12 protein-coding genes and 2 tRNA genes are annotated in these 16,871 nt (G+C 35.9%); 7 read left to right on the top strand and 7 right to left on the bottom strand.

Annotated features, from left to right (window positions below; genetic code table 11):
- Window positions 1–40 precede the first annotated feature (40 nt).
- The 4 genes from JMN12_RS12830 to JMN12_RS12815 form a co-directional block, all read right to left on the bottom strand.
- Window positions 41–1,942: a S9 family peptidase gene (locus JMN12_RS12830; protein ID WP_203139612.1), complete on the bottom strand. Its 1,902-nt coding sequence runs from the start codon at window positions 1,940–1,942 to the stop codon at window positions 41–43.
- A complete protein-coding gene (locus JMN12_RS12825; RefSeq protein ID WP_203139610.1) occupies window positions 1,939–3,078 on the bottom strand; it encodes a heparan-alpha-glucosaminide N-acetyltransferase domain-containing protein in 1,140 nt (379 codons plus the stop codon). The genes JMN12_RS12830 and JMN12_RS12825 overlap by 4 nt, the downstream gene beginning before the upstream one ends.
- Before the next feature lie 422 nt (window positions 3,079–3,500).
- Entirely contained in the window at window positions 3,501–4,043 is a 543-nt protein-coding gene (locus JMN12_RS12820; RefSeq protein WP_203093457.1) for a DUF4199 domain-containing protein, read from the bottom strand.
- 27 nt (window positions 4,044–4,070) lie between these two features.
- Window positions 4,071–5,339 (bottom strand): acetyl-CoA hydrolase/transferase family protein, encoded by a 1,269-nt coding sequence (locus tag JMN12_RS12815; RefSeq protein ID WP_198472729.1) that lies wholly within the window; start codon window positions 5,337–5,339, stop codon window positions 4,071–4,073.
- A gap of 115 nt (window positions 5,340–5,454) precedes the next feature.
- Between JMN12_RS12815 and JMN12_RS12810 the strand changes: the two genes are divergently transcribed.
- The gene (locus JMN12_RS12810; RefSeq protein ID WP_203093455.1) at window positions 5,455–5,865 is read left to right on the top strand and encodes a BrxA/BrxB family bacilliredoxin; all 411 of its coding nucleotides are present in this window, start codon (window positions 5,455–5,457) and stop codon (window positions 5,863–5,865) included.
- Between the two features lie 76 nt (window positions 5,866–5,941).
- Here JMN12_RS12810 and JMN12_RS12805 read toward each other — a convergent pair whose 3' ends face one another.
- Complete coding sequence (locus tag JMN12_RS12805; protein WP_203139609.1) at window positions 5,942–9,118, bottom strand: efflux RND transporter permease subunit; 3,177 nt, start codon at window positions 9,116–9,118, stop codon at window positions 5,942–5,944.
- A 281-nt stretch (window positions 9,119–9,399) separates the two neighbouring features.
- Here JMN12_RS12805 and lon point away from each other — a divergent pair, with 281 nt between their 5' ends.
- Window positions 9,400–11,856 (top strand): endopeptidase La, encoded by a 2,457-nt coding sequence (gene lon / locus JMN12_RS12800; RefSeq protein ID WP_088595299.1) that lies wholly within the window; start codon window positions 9,400–9,402, stop codon window positions 11,854–11,856.
- A gap of 36 nt (window positions 11,857–11,892) precedes the next feature.
- Window positions 11,893–12,564 (top strand): GTP cyclohydrolase I FolE, encoded by a 672-nt coding sequence (folE, locus tag JMN12_RS12795; RefSeq protein WP_009751174.1) that lies wholly within the window; start codon window positions 11,893–11,895, stop codon window positions 12,562–12,564.
- Window positions 12,565–12,622: 58 nt separating this feature from the next.
- Here the strand turns inward: folE and JMN12_RS12790 are convergent.
- Window positions 12,623–12,696: transfer RNA gene (locus JMN12_RS12790), tRNA-Ala, on the bottom strand.
- A gap of 91 nt (window positions 12,697–12,787) precedes the next feature.
- On the opposite strand from JMN12_RS12790, the gene JMN12_RS12785 reads away from it, so the two are divergent.
- From JMN12_RS12785 to JMN12_RS12775, 3 genes are all read left to right on the top strand, one after another.
- Entirely contained in the window at window positions 12,788–13,555 is a 768-nt protein-coding gene (locus JMN12_RS12785) for an enoyl-CoA hydratase/isomerase family protein (RefSeq protein WP_088594246.1), read from the top strand.
- Complete coding sequence (gene alr, locus JMN12_RS12780; RefSeq protein ID WP_088594247.1) at window positions 13,552–14,661, top strand: alanine racemase; 1,110 nt, start codon at window positions 13,552–13,554, stop codon at window positions 14,659–14,661. Before JMN12_RS12785 ends, alr begins: the two co-directional genes overlap by 4 nt.
- Window positions 14,662–14,730: 69 nt before the next feature.
- Window positions 14,731–14,803 (top strand) — tRNA-Met (locus tag JMN12_RS12775).
- A gap of 88 nt (window positions 14,804–14,891) precedes the next feature.
- Here JMN12_RS12775 and JMN12_RS12770 read toward each other — a convergent pair.
- Window positions 14,892–15,362, bottom strand: coding sequence for a helix-turn-helix domain-containing protein (locus JMN12_RS12770; protein ID WP_088594248.1), 471 nt, complete (start codon window positions 15,360–15,362; stop codon window positions 14,892–14,894).
- Window positions 15,363–15,732: 370 nt separating this feature from the next.
- Between JMN12_RS12770 and JMN12_RS12765 the strand changes: the two genes are divergently transcribed.
- Window positions 15,733–16,779: a M14 metallopeptidase family protein gene (locus tag JMN12_RS12765; RefSeq protein ID WP_088594249.1), complete on the top strand. Its 1,047-nt coding sequence runs from the start codon at window positions 15,733–15,735 to the stop codon at window positions 16,777–16,779.
- The last annotated feature ends 92 nt before the right edge of the window (window positions 16,780–16,871 follow it).

Below are 16,871 nucleotides of genomic sequence, written 5' to 3'. Positions count from 1 at the left end.
CTTTTCGGACAGCCTCTTTTCTATTTGTTGTTCCATTATGTTATAGTGTTTCTTTTAGCCATTTGAAGAACGTTCTCTGCCATAAGAGTCCATTCTGAGGTTGTAATACCCAGTGGTTCTCATCAGGAAAATAAAGTAACTCACTTTTGATGCCTCTCAGTTGAGCTGCTGTAAAAGCTTGGAATCCCTGTTCTTCGGGTACTCGGTAGTCCTTTCCTCCGTGAATGATGAGAATAGGGGTGTCCCATTCTGTAATCTTCTCTATAGGATTGAACTCTTTATACGATTTTTGCGCTACGGCGTTCTTTTTATCCCAATAAGCACCTCCTATTTCGTTGTTGTTGAAGAAGAGCTCTTCGGTAGTACCATACATACTTTGTAAGTTGAATACTCCGCAATGGGCAATAAACGTCTTGAAACGTTTTTGGTGAATACCTGCTAAGTAGTAGATTGAATATCCTCCGTAGCTGGCTCCTATAGCTCCCAATCGTTCTTTGTCTACATAAGGTTCCTTAGCAATATCATCAATAGCCGATAGGTAATCGCGCATTGGCTGTCCGCCCCAATCTCCACTAATTTGCGCATTCCATTCTACCCCAAAGCCTGGTAATCCTCTGCGGTTGGGAGCTATCACTATATAACCTTGCGAAGCCATTACTTGAAAGTTCCAACGAAAACTGTAAAACTGGCTCACAACAGATTGTGGTCCTCCTTGGCAGTAGAGTAGGGTAGGGTACTTCTTGTTAGGGTCAAAGTTGGGTGGGTAAATTACCCAAGCGTGCATTCTCTTGCCGTCAGTAGTTTTGATGATACGCTCCTTAATAGGACATTCAGCAATCCCTTTGTATAGCTCATCGTTAAAATGTGAAAGCTGTGATAGTGTTATGCGTCCTTTTTTCTCTTTTAAATTGATAGTATACAGTTCAGCTGCGTGGTTCATATCCGTGCGCATCACAACCAATTGGTCTCCTGCTTGTCCTACTATACTATTCACATCAAATACGCCTTGTATGAGTTGTCTTGGAGTAGTATCTTTACTAAAAGGAGCTACTACAAACACTTGCTCTGTTCCTTGGGTAGCCGCAATTAGGTATATTTGCTTCCCATCATTGCTCCATCGGTAACTGAAAACAGTATTATCCCAGTTAGCTGTAAGGTTAATGCGCTTGCCGTCCTTCAATATATAAAGGTCGTTTTTATCAGCTTCATTACCGTCGTGTGCCATACTAAGCCACGCCAATACGCCCTCTTTGCTATACTGAGGGTTGGTGTCATACCCCATCATTCCTTCGGTGAGGTTTGTTGTTTTTTTCGAGGTGAGGTCGTACTCGTAGATATCAGTATTAGTGCTCAGTACATAATCAGTGCCTACTTTGGCTTTGGTAACATAAAGTACCTTTTTGCCGTCGAGACTCCATATATAATCCTCATCACCTCCAAAAGGCAACTGCGGACAGTAATAGGGCAGTCCTTCCATTATATCGGTTTGCTTGCCATTACTATCTTCTATCATCACGTGATTGTAACTGCCTTCATTCCACGTATCCCAATGACGGTGGTCTAAGCTACTGTACAGCTTCCCCGATGATTTTTCTAAGTCAGTATAGAAGTCTTTCCCTAAAACCGACTTTAATTTTACTTCCTTATGAGTGAGTTTTAGGCTTTTATCGGTATTGTATTTAGCAGTGAGCTTTTCTACCTCTTCTTTGCTTATAGGAATGGGAACACCTCCTTTTACGGCAAGTTTATAGTATTCTTTGTTAAAAGTATTTTCCTTTATATTTGGAGTACTCACACTCACCAATACGTATTGCTGGTCGGGGGTAATACCTATACCATTCACGCGATGTAGTTCCCATAGTTTTTCGGGGGTGAGAGGTTGTTGTGCTTGTATGTTATTAAATGCCATAACCGAAGCTAAAATAATAAGATGTTTTTTCATTCCTTAACAAATAAGGCAACAAGCCTTCCTAATAGTTTTACAATAAATTGGTAACTCTCTACCAAAAAAGCTCTGATTTCTTTTAATACAAAAGCAATTCCTGATTTGATAACAGGTTTTATGCGGTTGTAAATAAACGATAACCATACGCACACGGCTATAAAGGCAGGCGCTCCTAATACCACTTGATAAGGTTTCAACTGCCCTCCGAAGTGCTGTATAAGCCCGTGTGAGGTAATACTACCGTATATGATAAAGCAGTGTATAACGTAAATCGATAGGGTGTTTTGCCCAATAGTTTTAATCAGTTGTGAAGTAATCACATTACGCATTAGGGCAAAGAAACCAAACACGAGTAACACATTTCCCAAACGTAAATAAGCAAAATCCTGCATTAGTTGCTCAAAAAATGGCGAATGGTTGATATAGAACAGTTGTTCTATCATAAAGTGAAAACCCCACAACAAGAATGCTCCTACGCTTAGAAATAGCAGAATAGCATTGCGGTATAGGTGAGGGTGATTTTTATATCGCTGAAATAGATATCCCATAAACCCTCCAAACGACACATAACCAAACCAAGGAAAAATAGGAAAGAAACTACCGTGTGCACGAGTCAGGTAATTAGCAATCGGCAAAGGTAGTGAATCAAAGCGCAAATCCTTGTAAAAAGGCTCAAAAGTGAACGCCAGTAGGGTAGTGGTGAGCAATATCGTAGGCATTACCCACGACTTGCGGTTATATGAAAGTAAGTAAGTAGCGATAAGCAACAAGAGTGAAAGCCCAATACAGTGCAGTACATCTACACTTTGGAAACTCATACGCAAGAAGTAAGCAATACCGATGAGCATCAGTCCACGCCTAATACCTTTCATCACGCGAGGGTTATTCCAGCCTACTTTTGTAGCATCACTTTCTTTTACCAATAAAAAAGTGAAGATAAACCCCGAAACAGTGAAGAACACAGGAGCGGTAATACCTGTACAATAATGCCAAAACCAGTAGATAAAGTTGTTTTCATCGCGATAACGATCAGCAATAAGTCCATTTACAAAGTGCCCTTGTAACATCATACAAATAGCAAAGGCACGAATTACATCAATAAAATCAAGTCTGAATTTCTTTACTTTTTCCATACTTATAATGTCTTAAAGAGGTTGCAAAGGTACAAATTAATTAACAATTAGCAAGTAATAGTTAAGAACTAACTAAGGAAAACGTACGAAATTCAATGAGTAAAGAAGTGTGGCTTACGTCATTATGAATTAAACAAAAAATGAGGTTTTCCCTTGTGAGAATGGTTTTAGCAAAGTATTTTAGGTAGCTTGCTACCGATTTTTTTTAAATTTTGAAACTAATTTGTTTCAATTTCTGTTTCTTCTTTTTAAAACGAAATTTTATGTGTTTGACTTAATAGTATCAAAAAGCAACGAGCAATGTTAGCTCTTTTATAATAAAAAAACTTTGCCAAAGTTTCAATAGCTTGTTGCGCTACAATCTTTGGTAAAGTTTTATTACTGATAATCAGTTGTTTTTATCTATTGAGAGGGAGCAACCATTAAAGAGGCATTGGCTGTTCTTTTTTCTTCACAGCTCCTACAATAGCTGAGATAATGACTCCTCCAATAGCCGAAAATATTATAGAAGTAGAAAATGATGAAACGATAGAAGGTTTGTTAGCATACATTTTATCTTGGAATTCTTCTAACTGTTCTTCATTAAAATTTGCCATAGCACTCATTTTCTTCATTGCAACCTCCACTACCTTATCATAGTAGTCAGGGTCAATAATAGTTGCGTATATCACTTGGTAAATAGCTCCAATCACTCCTGCTATAACAGCGACTACTACCCCTACTTTGATAGCTTCTCCTATAGAGAGAAAGCCTTCATTAGCTTTTTTGTATTGTTCTACTGCTATTGCAATAAAAACTACAGAAATGGCTATATTTATCAACCAAGTAATAACAGCTAATAAAGTGTTATCTGTATACAAAAAGTCGGTTACGTATAATAATACAGTAAAGGCTACAGATACAAGCCCTAATAAAATCCCATTTCTAAGCGCTATACTTAGGAAGTTTACATTTTTTGTTTCCATAAACGAAATAATATTTAAAGTTAATTTTTACTTATACATCTTGAAAGCAGCCCTTTCTAAGGCTTCTCTATGATTAGGGTGTGCGATGGCTATCAGAGCTTTAGCGCGTTCTTTTAGGCTTTTGCCAAACAGTTCAGCAACTCCATATTCAGTTACTATATACTGTACGTGTGCTCTAGTAGTAACTACACCTGCTCCTTGCTTGAGAAAGGGTACAATTTTACTTTCCCCTTTATTAGTTACTGAAGGGAATGTAATAATAGATTTACCTCCTTCACTTAGCATAGCTCCACGCACAAAATCTATTTGTCCACCAAAGCCTGAATAGATAGTGCTACCTATAGAGTCTGCACATACTTGGCCTGTGATATCTACTTCTATAGCCGAATTAATAGAAATCATCTTGGGATTCTGACGAATAACAGATACTTCATTGGTATATGAAGCCTCTGCCATTTCTACTGAAGGGTTATGGTCTATAAAATCGTATAACTCTTGTGACCCCATCGCAAATGAAGCTATGATTTTACCTTTATCAATTTTCTTTTCGTAGCCATTAATAACTCCTTTTTTTACCAAATCAAGCACTCCTTCAGTAAGAAGTTCTGTATGAATGCCTAAATTTTTAAGGTGTCCCATTTCACCTAAAGTAGCATTTGGAATATTTCCAATACCCAATTGTAAAGTACTGCCATCTTTTATAAGGGGTACTATATGTTGGGCTATCTGCTTTTCTATAGCATTGGGTTCTGAAAGATGTAATGAAAAAATAGGAGCATCTTGTTCTACCAAATAGTCTATTTCATCTATATGCACAAGAGCATCGCCATAAGCGCGTGGCATTTTCTTATTTACTTTTGCTATAACGCATTTAGCATTGCGAATGGCCGATTTACAAGCCTCTACGCTCACTCCCATAGAGCAGAATCCAAATTTATCAGGGGGCGATACTTGTATAAGTACTACATCTACTTTCACCTGTTTGCGATCGAACAGTAATGGCATATCACTTAAAAAAATAGGTGTATATGATCCATTACCTGCTTTTATTATATGTCGGACATTCTTAGAAAGGAAGAAAGAATCTATATAGAAACTATCTTTATATTTAGGGTCGGCATAAGGGGCATCTCCTTCTATATGGATATGCCCGATGGTAACATTTTTTAACTCGGGTGCTCGTGCTACAAGGGCATCTACTAATATTTCAGGTACGGCTGCTCCTCCGTGTATATAGACAAAATCACCGCTTTTCACTACTTTTAAAGCTTCTTCGGCAGTTGTAATTTTTTTCATTTAAAATTAATGTTTAGTCAGTGGCTCAAAAGTACAACATAATTTCTAATTGACAAAATAATTTGTGATATATTTTTTTTTATTACCTTTGCACCCGATTTAAAAATGAAATATTATGTATCCACTTGAATTGATTAAACCAATGATAGAAGAACTAACAAACGTTGGTTTTCAAGAATTAAAAACAGTTGAAGCTGTAAAAAGTGCTATTGAACAAAAGGGAACTACGCTTGTAGTAGTGAACTCTGTTTGTGGTTGTGCGGCTCGTAATGCACGCCCTGCTATACTTTATAGTTTACAAAATGCTAAAAAACCTGACCATCTCACTACAGTTTTTGCAGGAGTTGATAGAGAAGCTACGGAAGAAGCACGCCAATATATGTTACCATTTCCTCCTTCTTCTCCAAGTATTGCTTTATTCAAAGATGGAGAATTGGTGCATATGTTAGAGCGTCATCATATTGAAGGTCGTATGGCAGAAGTAATTGCTGAAAATCTTCAACAAGCTTATGATGAATTTTGTTAACTAAATGTTTATTGTATGTTATTAAAAAAGAGCTGTCCTCAATTGGACAGCCCTTTCTTTTTATAAAGATGAATAGTTATACTTCGTGTTCGCCTTTGATGTCTCGATGCTCGTAATCAGCAATCATCAGTTTTTCGTAATCAGTCTTAGTACCTTTACCAAAACGTCTGCCAATATTGTCAAAAATAAGGTATACCAAAGGCACTACAATAAGTGTTAAGAACAATGAGGAAATAAGTCCACCTATAATTACAATCGCCAAACCATTGTTCACTTCGGCACCTGCTCCATTAGCAATAGCAAGCGGAATCATACCTGCTACCATTGCGATAGTCGTCATTAAGATAGGGCGTAAACGGGCGTGGTTTGCTTGTATTAATGCAGTTACTGTATCTTCCCCTTCTTGCTTGCGGTGGTTTGCGAAGTCTACTAACATAATCGCGTTCTTAGCAACCAACCCGATAAGCATAATGATACCTAAAAGAGTAAAGATATTGAGTGACATATTGGCTAATGCCAAAGCTACTAAAGCCCCAATAAACGAAAGCGGTATAGAGAACAATACCACAAAAGGTCGTGAAAAACTGTCGTATAACACTACCATTACCATATAAACTAAAAGAATAGCTGCAAAGAGTGATATAAACAAGGTGCCGAATCCTTCGTCTTGCATCTCTTGGTCACCTGTAAAAACAAAGTGTACGTTAGCAGGTTTTTCTAATTGGTCTATCTTAGTTTTCCATTCTGAAACTATAGTACCTGTAGGACGACCTACCGATTGGGCTTGTACTGTTACCGAAGGAGATTTGTCATAACGTTCCAGCTGTGTAGGTCCTGAAGCGTAGGCTATAGTCGCAAATTGTGATAGTTTTACCTGTTGTCCCACTGAGTTGATAAACATCATATTTTCTATATCGTCTATAGACTGACGGCTACCTTCTTCAAACACTATATTAATATTGTATTCTGAATCTCCTGTACGGAACTTACTGTCGTCATTACCATTAAAAGCGGTTCGCATCGTTCCCCCTACAGTAGCAATATTAAGTCCTAACATTGCCATCTTATCGCGGTCTATCTGCACATTTATTTCGGGATTACCAGATTCTGAGGAAAGCTTAATTTCAGTAGCACCTTCAACAGTTTTAAGAAGCTCAGCTGTTTTCTCAGCGTACTGTTGGGCTACTTCCAAATTGTCAGAAGTAACTACCAAAGCAATTGGTGCTTGTTCAGCTCCCATCATTCCTACCGGTACAGTCTTCACTTTAGCATCTACCAAATACTGACTTAGCTCACGTTTCAGCTTTGCAGCAATCACGTTAGTCGATTCACTACGCTCTTTCTTATCAATAATAGTAAGCTGTATTTCCGATTTGTAAGGGGTTGCTTGTGAAGCTCCCATACCACTGGTAGACTGTCCTACAGTAGTAATCATACTCTCTACCAAAGGTTTATTAGTACCCTCTACTTTTAGGTTACGAAGGTAGTTTTCAGCTTTTTGGGTCATAAAGTTAGTCTGCTCTAAGGAAGCATCTTTATTCAATTCAAACTGTACTAAAAACTTTCCTCTATCCATATTAGGCATAAACTCAGATCCGATAAATCCAGTAGGAATCAATGAACAAGAACCTACAAAAAGGAAAAATACCAAAATAATAGTTTTCCATTTATTGGCAAATACCCATACCAATAAGTCAGAGAAGAACTGTGTAAAGCGTTTGAGGTATCCTTCAAAGCCTATGGTTAGTTTTCCTAAAAATGAATTGGGATTTGCGTGCTCTAATTTTCCAAACCGAGAGTACAACCAAGGAACTACTGTAAAAGACATCAATAATGAAAGCATTGTAGCAATAGCTACGGTCAAACAGAACTCACGTAATACTTTTACCACAATAGCATTACCTAATGAAATAGGAACGAACACTACAACGATTACTAAGGTAATTGCCATTACAGTAAGCACAATTTCCTTAGAGCCATCAAAAGCAGCACGCACTTTATTCTTACCCATCTCCATATGACGGTGAATGTTTTCTAATACTACAATAGCATCGTCCACCAAGATACCTACCACCATCGAAAGGGCAACAAGGCTCATCAAGTTCAGTGTAAAACCAAAGAAATACATACCTATAAAAGTAGCGATGAGAGAAGTAGGTATAGATACCATTACAATAATAGCATTACGTAGGCTGTGGAGGAAGAAGAACATCACTACTGCTACCAATACAATTGCCAATATCAAATCGGACATTACAGAGTTGGCTGCTTCTAAGGTGAACTCACTGGTATCTTCTGCTAATAGCATCTTTACACCTTCATTTTTATACGTTTGTTCTATTTGAGCCATTTTTTTGCGCACCAACTCACTCACCGATACTGCATTGGCATCGGTTTGTTTCAATACTTGTAACAAGAGAGTATTTTCTTGGTCTATACGTGCTATTTTGGTAGCTTCTTCTTCGGTGTCTTGTACATCAGCTACATCCGAAAGTCGTATCTCTACTCCATTCTGTGAAGCAAGTATAAGGTTGCGCAATTGTTCTACATCTTGTAATTTACCAAGCAAACGTATAGAAGTGCTATTCTCACGAGTTTTAATTTTACCCGCAGGAATTTCCATATTCGAAGCTGCAATTAACTGTTGTACTTGAGCAATAGAAAGTCCGTAACCTTCTAGTTTTTTAGCGTCAATACTCACGCGTATTTCACGTTTGCGACCACCTATTATATTTACTTGTGCTACTCCTGGAACACGTGATAACTCTGGCTGTATTTTTTTATCTACCAAGTCGTACAATTCTTGTGCCGATAACTTAGAAGTTACTCCAATAGACACAATAGGCAAATCGGAAAGAGAGAATTTACTCAATGATGGTTCTTTAGCATCATCGGGCAAATCAGCTCTTATTGCATTAATTTTGCGCTGTGCCTCATTAAGGGTGTTATCTACATTCGCATCGTTAGTAAGTTGTACTACAACCACTGAAAGACTTTCATACGAATATGATTGTATCTTTTTGATATTTTCCAAAGCCGAAACGGCATCCTCAATTTTCTTTGTCACGGTGCTCTCAATCTCCGAAGGAGAGGCTCCTGCATACACAGTAGAAATAGTAACTACATTTACCTCAAATTTGGGAATGAGTTCGTAGTTCAATAACTTATAGGAATAGAAGCCACCAAGTAGCAACAATAAGAGCATCACAATAAGCACACTGGGACGCTTAATAGAAAGTTTAATTAAATCCATCTTTTGTTTGTTCTAAATCGGGGGCAAAGGTACGATAAAAAACTTAATAAACAAAAAAAGTTTCCAAAAAATATTTTCTTCAATTACACTACTATAATTTCTTTTCTATTTAAAATCTATCCTTAAACTAATTACCTAATCTTGGCACATCTATTGCAATATATACGCAAAACATTAACTATTTTTTATTTAGTGTCTTGTTTGTCAGTAATTTATATATATTTTTTTACTTGTATAAAATAATTACTACTGACAAAATGGCACTTTCTAATAATACAAATATGAATATAGGAAATTTTGACAGCCTTGTTGCTGAACATATCGATGAAGATACTGAATTTATACCACTTCTCACTTTAGAAGATGAAGAAGAAATAGAACGTGAACGCATTCCTCACGTATTACCTATCCTCCCCTTAAAAAATACTGTACTTTTCCCAGGCGTAGTAGTGCCTATCACTGCAGGACGTGATGCTTCTATTCATCTTATTAATGAAGCTTATGCCACTACTAAAACAATTGGTGTGGTAGCCCAATTAGATGAAAAAACGGAGATTCCAGAAGGTAAGGATCTCTTCCGCTTTGGTACAGTAGCTCGTATACTCAGAGTACTAAAAATGCCTGATGGCAATGTAACTATCATTATTCAAGGTAAAAAACGTTTTGAAATAGAAAGTTTTGTTGAAGAAAAACCCTATATCAAAGCGGTGATCAAAGAAATGTCGGATATAAAACCCGACCCTAATGATAAAGAGTTTGAAGCAACTATTGATGCAGTAAAAGACCTTTCTATTAAAATTATACAGGAAAATCCAAACATCCCTTCAGAGGCTGCTTTTGCTATCCGAAACATAGAAAGTTACTCGTTCCTCATTAACTTTATATCATCCAATATGAATGCTACCGTTTTGGAAAAACAAGGCGTATTGGAAATTGATGAGCTGAAAGAGCGCGCTACAGCTATCTTAAAATATTTAAACATCGACTTGCAACGTCTTACTCTGCGCAACGAAGTACAATCGAAAACTCGTATTGATATCGATCAGCAACAACGTGAGTACTTCTTGCATCAGCAGATGCGCACTATTCAAGAAGAATTAGGCGGTGTATCGTATGAGCAAGAGATGGAAGAACTCAAAAAGAAAGCTAAAACCAAAAAATGGGACGACAAAATAAAAGAACTCTTTGAAAAAGAACTCAGCAAACTACAACGCACCAATCCTAATAGCCCCGACTATGGTATCCAGCGTAACTACTTAGAAGTACTCTTAGAATTACCTTGGAATGAATATTCTAAAGATAACTTCGACCTAAAACGTGCTCAGAAAATCCTCGATAAAGAACATTATGGATTAGAAGAAGTGAAACGTCGTATCATAGAGTATTTAGCAGTACTCAAACTGCGTAATGATATGAAATCACCAATTTTGTGTTTCTACGGACCTCCTGGGGTAGGAAAAACTTCTTTAGGTCGTTCTATTGCTAAAGCCTTAAATCGCGAATATGTACGAATGTCTTTAGGTGGTTTGCACGATGAGGCTGAAATACGTGGGCACCGTAAAACTTATATAGGTGCAATGCCTGGTCGTATATTACAGCAACTCAAAAAAGCTAAAACCTCTAACCCTGTTTTTGTGTTAGACGAAATTGATAAATTAGGTAGCAATAGTTACCAAGGAGATCCTTCTTCGGCAATGCTCGAAGTGCTTGACCCTGAACAAAACAGGGAGTTTTACGACAATTTCCTCGAAATGGGCTATGATCTCTCTAAAGTAATGTTCATCGCTACTGCCAATGATCTTTCTACCATACAACCTGCTTTACTCGATCGTATGGAACTCATCAACGTAACAGGTTATACTATAGAGGAAAAAACTGAAATAGCCAAACGACATCTATTGCCAAAACAATTAGAAGAACACGGTATGAAAGATACTGATTTGCTGTTAGGTAAAAAAGAAATAGAACGCATTGTTGAAGGCTACACTCGTGAATCTGGTGTGCGTGCTTTGGAAAAAGAAATTGCCAAAGTAGTACGTTATGGAGCTAAAAACCTTGCAATGGAAGAAGCGTACGACCCTAAACTCACTATAGAAACTATAGAAAAAATATTAGGACCTGCCCGCTTAGAACGTGATAAATATGAAGACAATGAGGTAGCAGGTGTGGTTACTGGATTAGCTTGGACAAGTGTAGGAGGTGATATCCTCTTTATAGAATCTGCCCTTTCTAAAGGAAAAGGTGTACTGAATATTACAGGTAACTTAGGTCAGGTAATGAAAGAATCGGCTACCATCGCCTTAGAATATTTAAAAGCTAATGCTGAACGATATAATCTTAACCCTAAACTCTTTAGCAATTACGATGTACACATACACGTACCCGAAGGAGCTACTCCTAAAGATGGTCCAAGTGCTGGTATTGCAATGCTCACCTCATTAATGTCTCTTTTTACCCAAAAACGCGTGAAAAGACACCTTGCTATGACAGGTGAGATTACCTTGCGTGGGAAAGTTCTCCCTGTGGGTGGTCTCAAAGAAAAAATTTTAGCAGGAAAACGTGCAGGTATTAAAGAATATATTTTATGTAAAGACAACGAAAAAGACATCTTGGAAATCAAACAAGAATACCTTAAAGGACTTACTTTTCTCTATGTAACCGATATGGAAGAAGTAATACGTTTAGCAATTACCAACCAAGATGTAAAACACAAAAAAGTTTTAACATTTGATGAATAATTTGTATCTTTGCATTCTCATAACATAAAAAACATAATGAATAAAAATCAAGAAGAAGATATATTAGGCGACAACCATATTGCCACCTCAGCTGTTACACCTCTTAGAGCTGATGCTTTTCAGTTAAGCGAAAGTGAAAAAATAGCTGAAATAGAAACACACGTACGTGCTATCCTCCACACTTTGGGAATGGACTTAACTGATGATAGTTTGAAAGGTACCCCTAAACGTGTAGCTAAAATGTTTGTAAAAGAAATTTTTGGGGGCTTATTACCTGAACGTAAACCTTCAATGTCTACTTTTAATAACTCTTACCACTATGGTGAGATGTTAGTTGAGAAGAATATAGTAGTATATTCTACTTGTGAACACCATTTATTACCTATAGTAGGGCGCGCCCATGTGGGGTATATTTCTAATGGCAAAGTGTTAGGTCTTTCCAAAATGAATCGTATAGTAGAGTATTATGCAAAACGTCCACAAGTGCAAGAACGACTTACAATGCAAATTGTCCAAGAAATGCAACGCGCTCTCGGTACTGAAGATGTAGCTTGCATTATAGATGCTAAACACTTGTGTGTAAACTCTCGTGGTATAGAAGATATTGATAGCAGTACAGTTACTGCTGAGTTCGGTGGTAAGTTTAAAAATCCTGAAGTAAGAAAGGAATTTTTAGAATATATCAAATTAGAAACAAGATTTCACTAATTTTAAATGTAATTAGAAACTAAAAAAGCTATCCCAAGAAAGATAGCTTTTTTAGTTGTGGAGAAGATGGGGCTCGAACCCACGACCTTTTGGCTGCCAGCCAAACGCTCTAGCCAACTGAGCTACATCCCCATTTGCGCGGCAAAGGTAAAATATTTTTTTGAATTACCAAACCTATTTGCAAAAAAAGTTTTATTTTTGCCGAAAATTTATATTAATAATAATGACTGATAGATTACAAGGTTCTTTATATACAAAAATAGATAAACAATTGGCTATCACTACCTTTGGACATCCAAACGCCAACTCTTTTCCTTTAGAGTTACTCAATAGACTTACCAAAGAAATTGAGACTCTTTCTGAAAACAAAGAAGTAAGTATCATTCTTCTTAAAAGTGAAGGAGATAAGGCTTTTTGCGCTGGAGCATCTTTTGATGAACTTTTAGCAGTTACAAATGAAGAAGAGGGTAAACGATTTTTCGAAGGCTTTGCACACCTTTTTTTAGCAATGCGTCGTTGTAAAAAACTCATCATTGGTCGTGTACAAGGCAAAGCTGTTGGAGGTGGAGTAGGATTGATCGCTGCTTTAGACTATGCGTTTGCTACTGAAGCTTTGAGTATCAAACTCTCTGAACTATCTTTAGGTATAGGTCCTTTTGTAATAGCCCCTGCCATTCTTCGAAAAGCAGGACAATCAACTCTCAATGAACTATTTATGGCGCCCGATCAGTGGAAAAGTGCTTATTGGGCTCAACAAAAGGGATTAGTAGCACGTGTATTCGAAAATACAAAAGATATGGATGAGGCTATAGAGCATTTCATAGCTACCCTACTAAAATCTAATCCTATAGCTTTGTCAGAAATGAAACGTATTACTTGGCAACACACTGAACATTGGGAAAAAGAACTAATTGATAATGCTGCTATTTCAGGTAGATTAGTACTTTCAGAACAAACAAAATTAATGTTAGAAAAATTAAAGAATAAATGAAAACAGAAGAAACCATTTTAGAAATCAACCTTACTGCATTAGAAAAAAACATTCATTATTTAAAAAACCGACTCAAACCTACTACTTTGTTCTTAGCTGTAGTGAAAGCTTCTTCCTATGGAAATAATTCTGTAACCATAGCGTCTCACTTACAAAAAAAAGGATTAGTTAATTATTTTGCAGTAGCTTACACTTCTGAAGGTATTGCACTTAGAAAAGCTGAAGTTACACTTCCTATTTTAGTATTACATCCACAACCTATAAACTTTGGTGATATTGTAAAATATAACTTGGAACCTACCTTATATTCACAACGTATTGCCAAACTATTCTTAGGCTATGCTGAAAAACAACAATTAGCAGACTATCCTGTACACCTTAAATGTAATACAGGGCTCAATCGTTTAGGCTTTGATTTGAGTGAAATAGAAGAGGTACTTACTTTGTTGAAAAACAATACTACTGTAAAAGTAAAAACAGCTTATTCTCATTTAGCTGCTTCCGAAGATATGAATGAGAAAGAATTTACTGAAAACCAAATAAATACCTTTATAGCTTTTCAAGAAAAAATAAACACAATTTTCACTCATAAAGTACTCTATCACCAATGTAATACTTCAGGCATACTAAACTATCCTCACGCACAATTTGATATGGTACGTTGTGGCATAGGAATGTATGGATTTGCTAATGATACTAAACTACAACAATATCTTACACCTATTATGACATTAAAAAGTGTAATCTCTCAACTACACACTTTGCAAATAGGTGATAGCTTAGGTTATAATCGTGGTTATATTGCCAACCATATCACTAAAACTGCAACAATCCCTGTAGGTCACGCCGATGGTATCAATCGTATTTATGGCAAGGGAAAAGGTTTTGTATTCATCAATGGAAAAAAAGCCCCAATTATTGGTAATGTATGTATGGATATGATTTTAGTAGATGTTACTGAAGTTCCTTGTCAAGAAGGTGATGAAGTAATTGTATTCGATAAAAATCATACAGCTGAAACGCTAGCCGAAGCAGTAGGTACCATTTCTTACGAATTAATCACCTCTATGGCACACAGAATCAAGAGAATATATTTGGAAGATTAAAAAAATACAAAAAAAGTTTTTCAAAAGTTTGGTATTTATAAAAAAGGTTGTAACTTTGCACACAGAAATCGCGGGATAGAGCAGTAGGCAGCTCGTCGGGCTCATAACCCGAAGGTCACTGGTTCGAGTCCAGTTCCCGCTACAGAATAGGCGTAATTAGTTGGATAATCAACTAATTACGCCTAACTTCTTAAAATGTATGGGTCTTGTTTGGGGCTATTTTCCTCCACCTAACTATCAAAAACTTCAAAATGATTATCTTCATAAAAAAAGATAATACGCTTAATTTTCTTTCCTACAGTATTATTCACTATAGAAGATGGTAAAGATACTTCTTTATCTAAACTAACTTTTTTTTCTTCTTTAATAGGAGAGGATAGAGTAGGAGAGGGACTTTCCATTTCTATTTCTGGAATATCACTGAATAAGTCAGGTTGTTGTACTTTTTTAGGTACGGAAAATTCTTTCTCTTCTTTACGAGGAAATGTTCCTTTTCCTTGAGTTATCCAATACATATCCACCTCTGGAAATTTTTCTATGAGCTTTAAGATAAAATCTAAACTCGGCTTATTGCGTTCTGATAGAAGATGTGATATTCCTGAACGCTGAATTTCTAAAGTATCGGCAAAAGCTGCTGCATTCAATCCATAATAATCCATCACTTGTTGTAAGCGAATAGAAAAGTCTGATGTGTTTAACATTATAACTTATATCATTTTTATTAAGAATGTACAAATGTAAATCAATATTTTGAGATATACAAATTTAAAATAATAATATTTTCTTAACTACTGAAGTATTAATTTATTTTATTTACATAACTAATTTATTTACAACAATTAATGAATAAACTATAAAAAATTTCTATAGTACCTTTATGAGAGATTTTCTACTGAAAAATGTTTGTTTTTGTTATGATTACACCTGTAAAAATTCCATTAGGTTAATTCTATTTTATGTAAATGTAATTATAGATTACATTTGTAAAAATCTTCATGTTTAAGTTTTTACATATATATAATTGTCATCTATTAAAAATTTCTTATTTTTGTCCTTAAAAAATATATATAAATGGAAAAAAGACTTTCAGGACGTTATATTACCTATCAAATGATTATTCCTCTTTTAGATAAATATCCCTTTGATGAAATTATTCACTTAGGAAACTCTGTTAAAGGTATTCCTATTAACTTGTATAGAGTAGGTAAAGGTAATAAAAAAATATTACTTTGGTCACAAATGCATGGTAATGAATCTACTACTACTAAAGCTTTTTTTGATGTACTATTAAAACTTCAAACAGCTAATATTTTATCCGAATTGAGTATCTATTGTATTCCAATGCTAAACCCCGACGGAGCTAAATTGTTTACACGTGTAAATTACAACAATATTGATCTCAATCGTGATGCTAACGAACTTACACAACCTGAAAGCAAGTGTTTGCGTAAAGCTTATGACCTTGTACAGCCTGATTATTGCTTTAATCTGCACGATCAACGAACTATTTTCAGTGTAGGACGAACTCCACTTCCAGCCACAGTTTCTTTCTTAGCTCCTGCTTATAATAAAGAACGTAATATCAACGAAGTACGCCAGAAAGCAATGGAGCTAATTGTTGTAATGAATAGCATTTTACAACATCATATACCTAATCAAATAGCGCGTTTTGACGATAGTTTTAATATCAACTGTACTGGAGATAAATATACTTCATTAGGTACACCTACAATCCTTTTTGAAGCAGGACATTACCCTAATGATTATAACCGTGAACATACAAGATCTTACATAGCGATAGCTATTTTAACAGCATTAGAATACATTGCTACTTCTTGTGTTACAAATGTAAACTACGTAGATTACTTCAATATACCGGAAAACGACAAATGTTTTTATGATATTATCTTGCGTGATGATACACATAGTGGTAATGATGTAGGTATTCTTTACAAAGAAGTTTTAGAAAATAATCAAATCTCGTTTGTCCCTTATATTGTTGAAATTGATGATTTATCCACTAAATATGGGCATAAAGAAATACCCCTATCTAAATATCTTAATGCTCCTATCAATAAAAGTTCTATTGAAAATAGTTTAGATTTACAAAAGCTTTAACACAAAGTAATACAGAAAATGTAAAAAATAAGTCTTTTTATTTGGATAATTCAAAATAAAATACTTACTTTGCACGCTGAGTAAATTATAAA

Origin of the sequence: Capnocytophaga genosp. AHN8471 (genome assembly GCF_016806945.1) — a bacterium.
Classification (GTDB): Bacteria; Bacteroidota; Bacteroidia; order Flavobacteriales; family Flavobacteriaceae; genus Capnocytophaga; species Capnocytophaga periodontitidis.
This window is presented reverse-complemented; position numbering and strand designations above follow the sequence as displayed.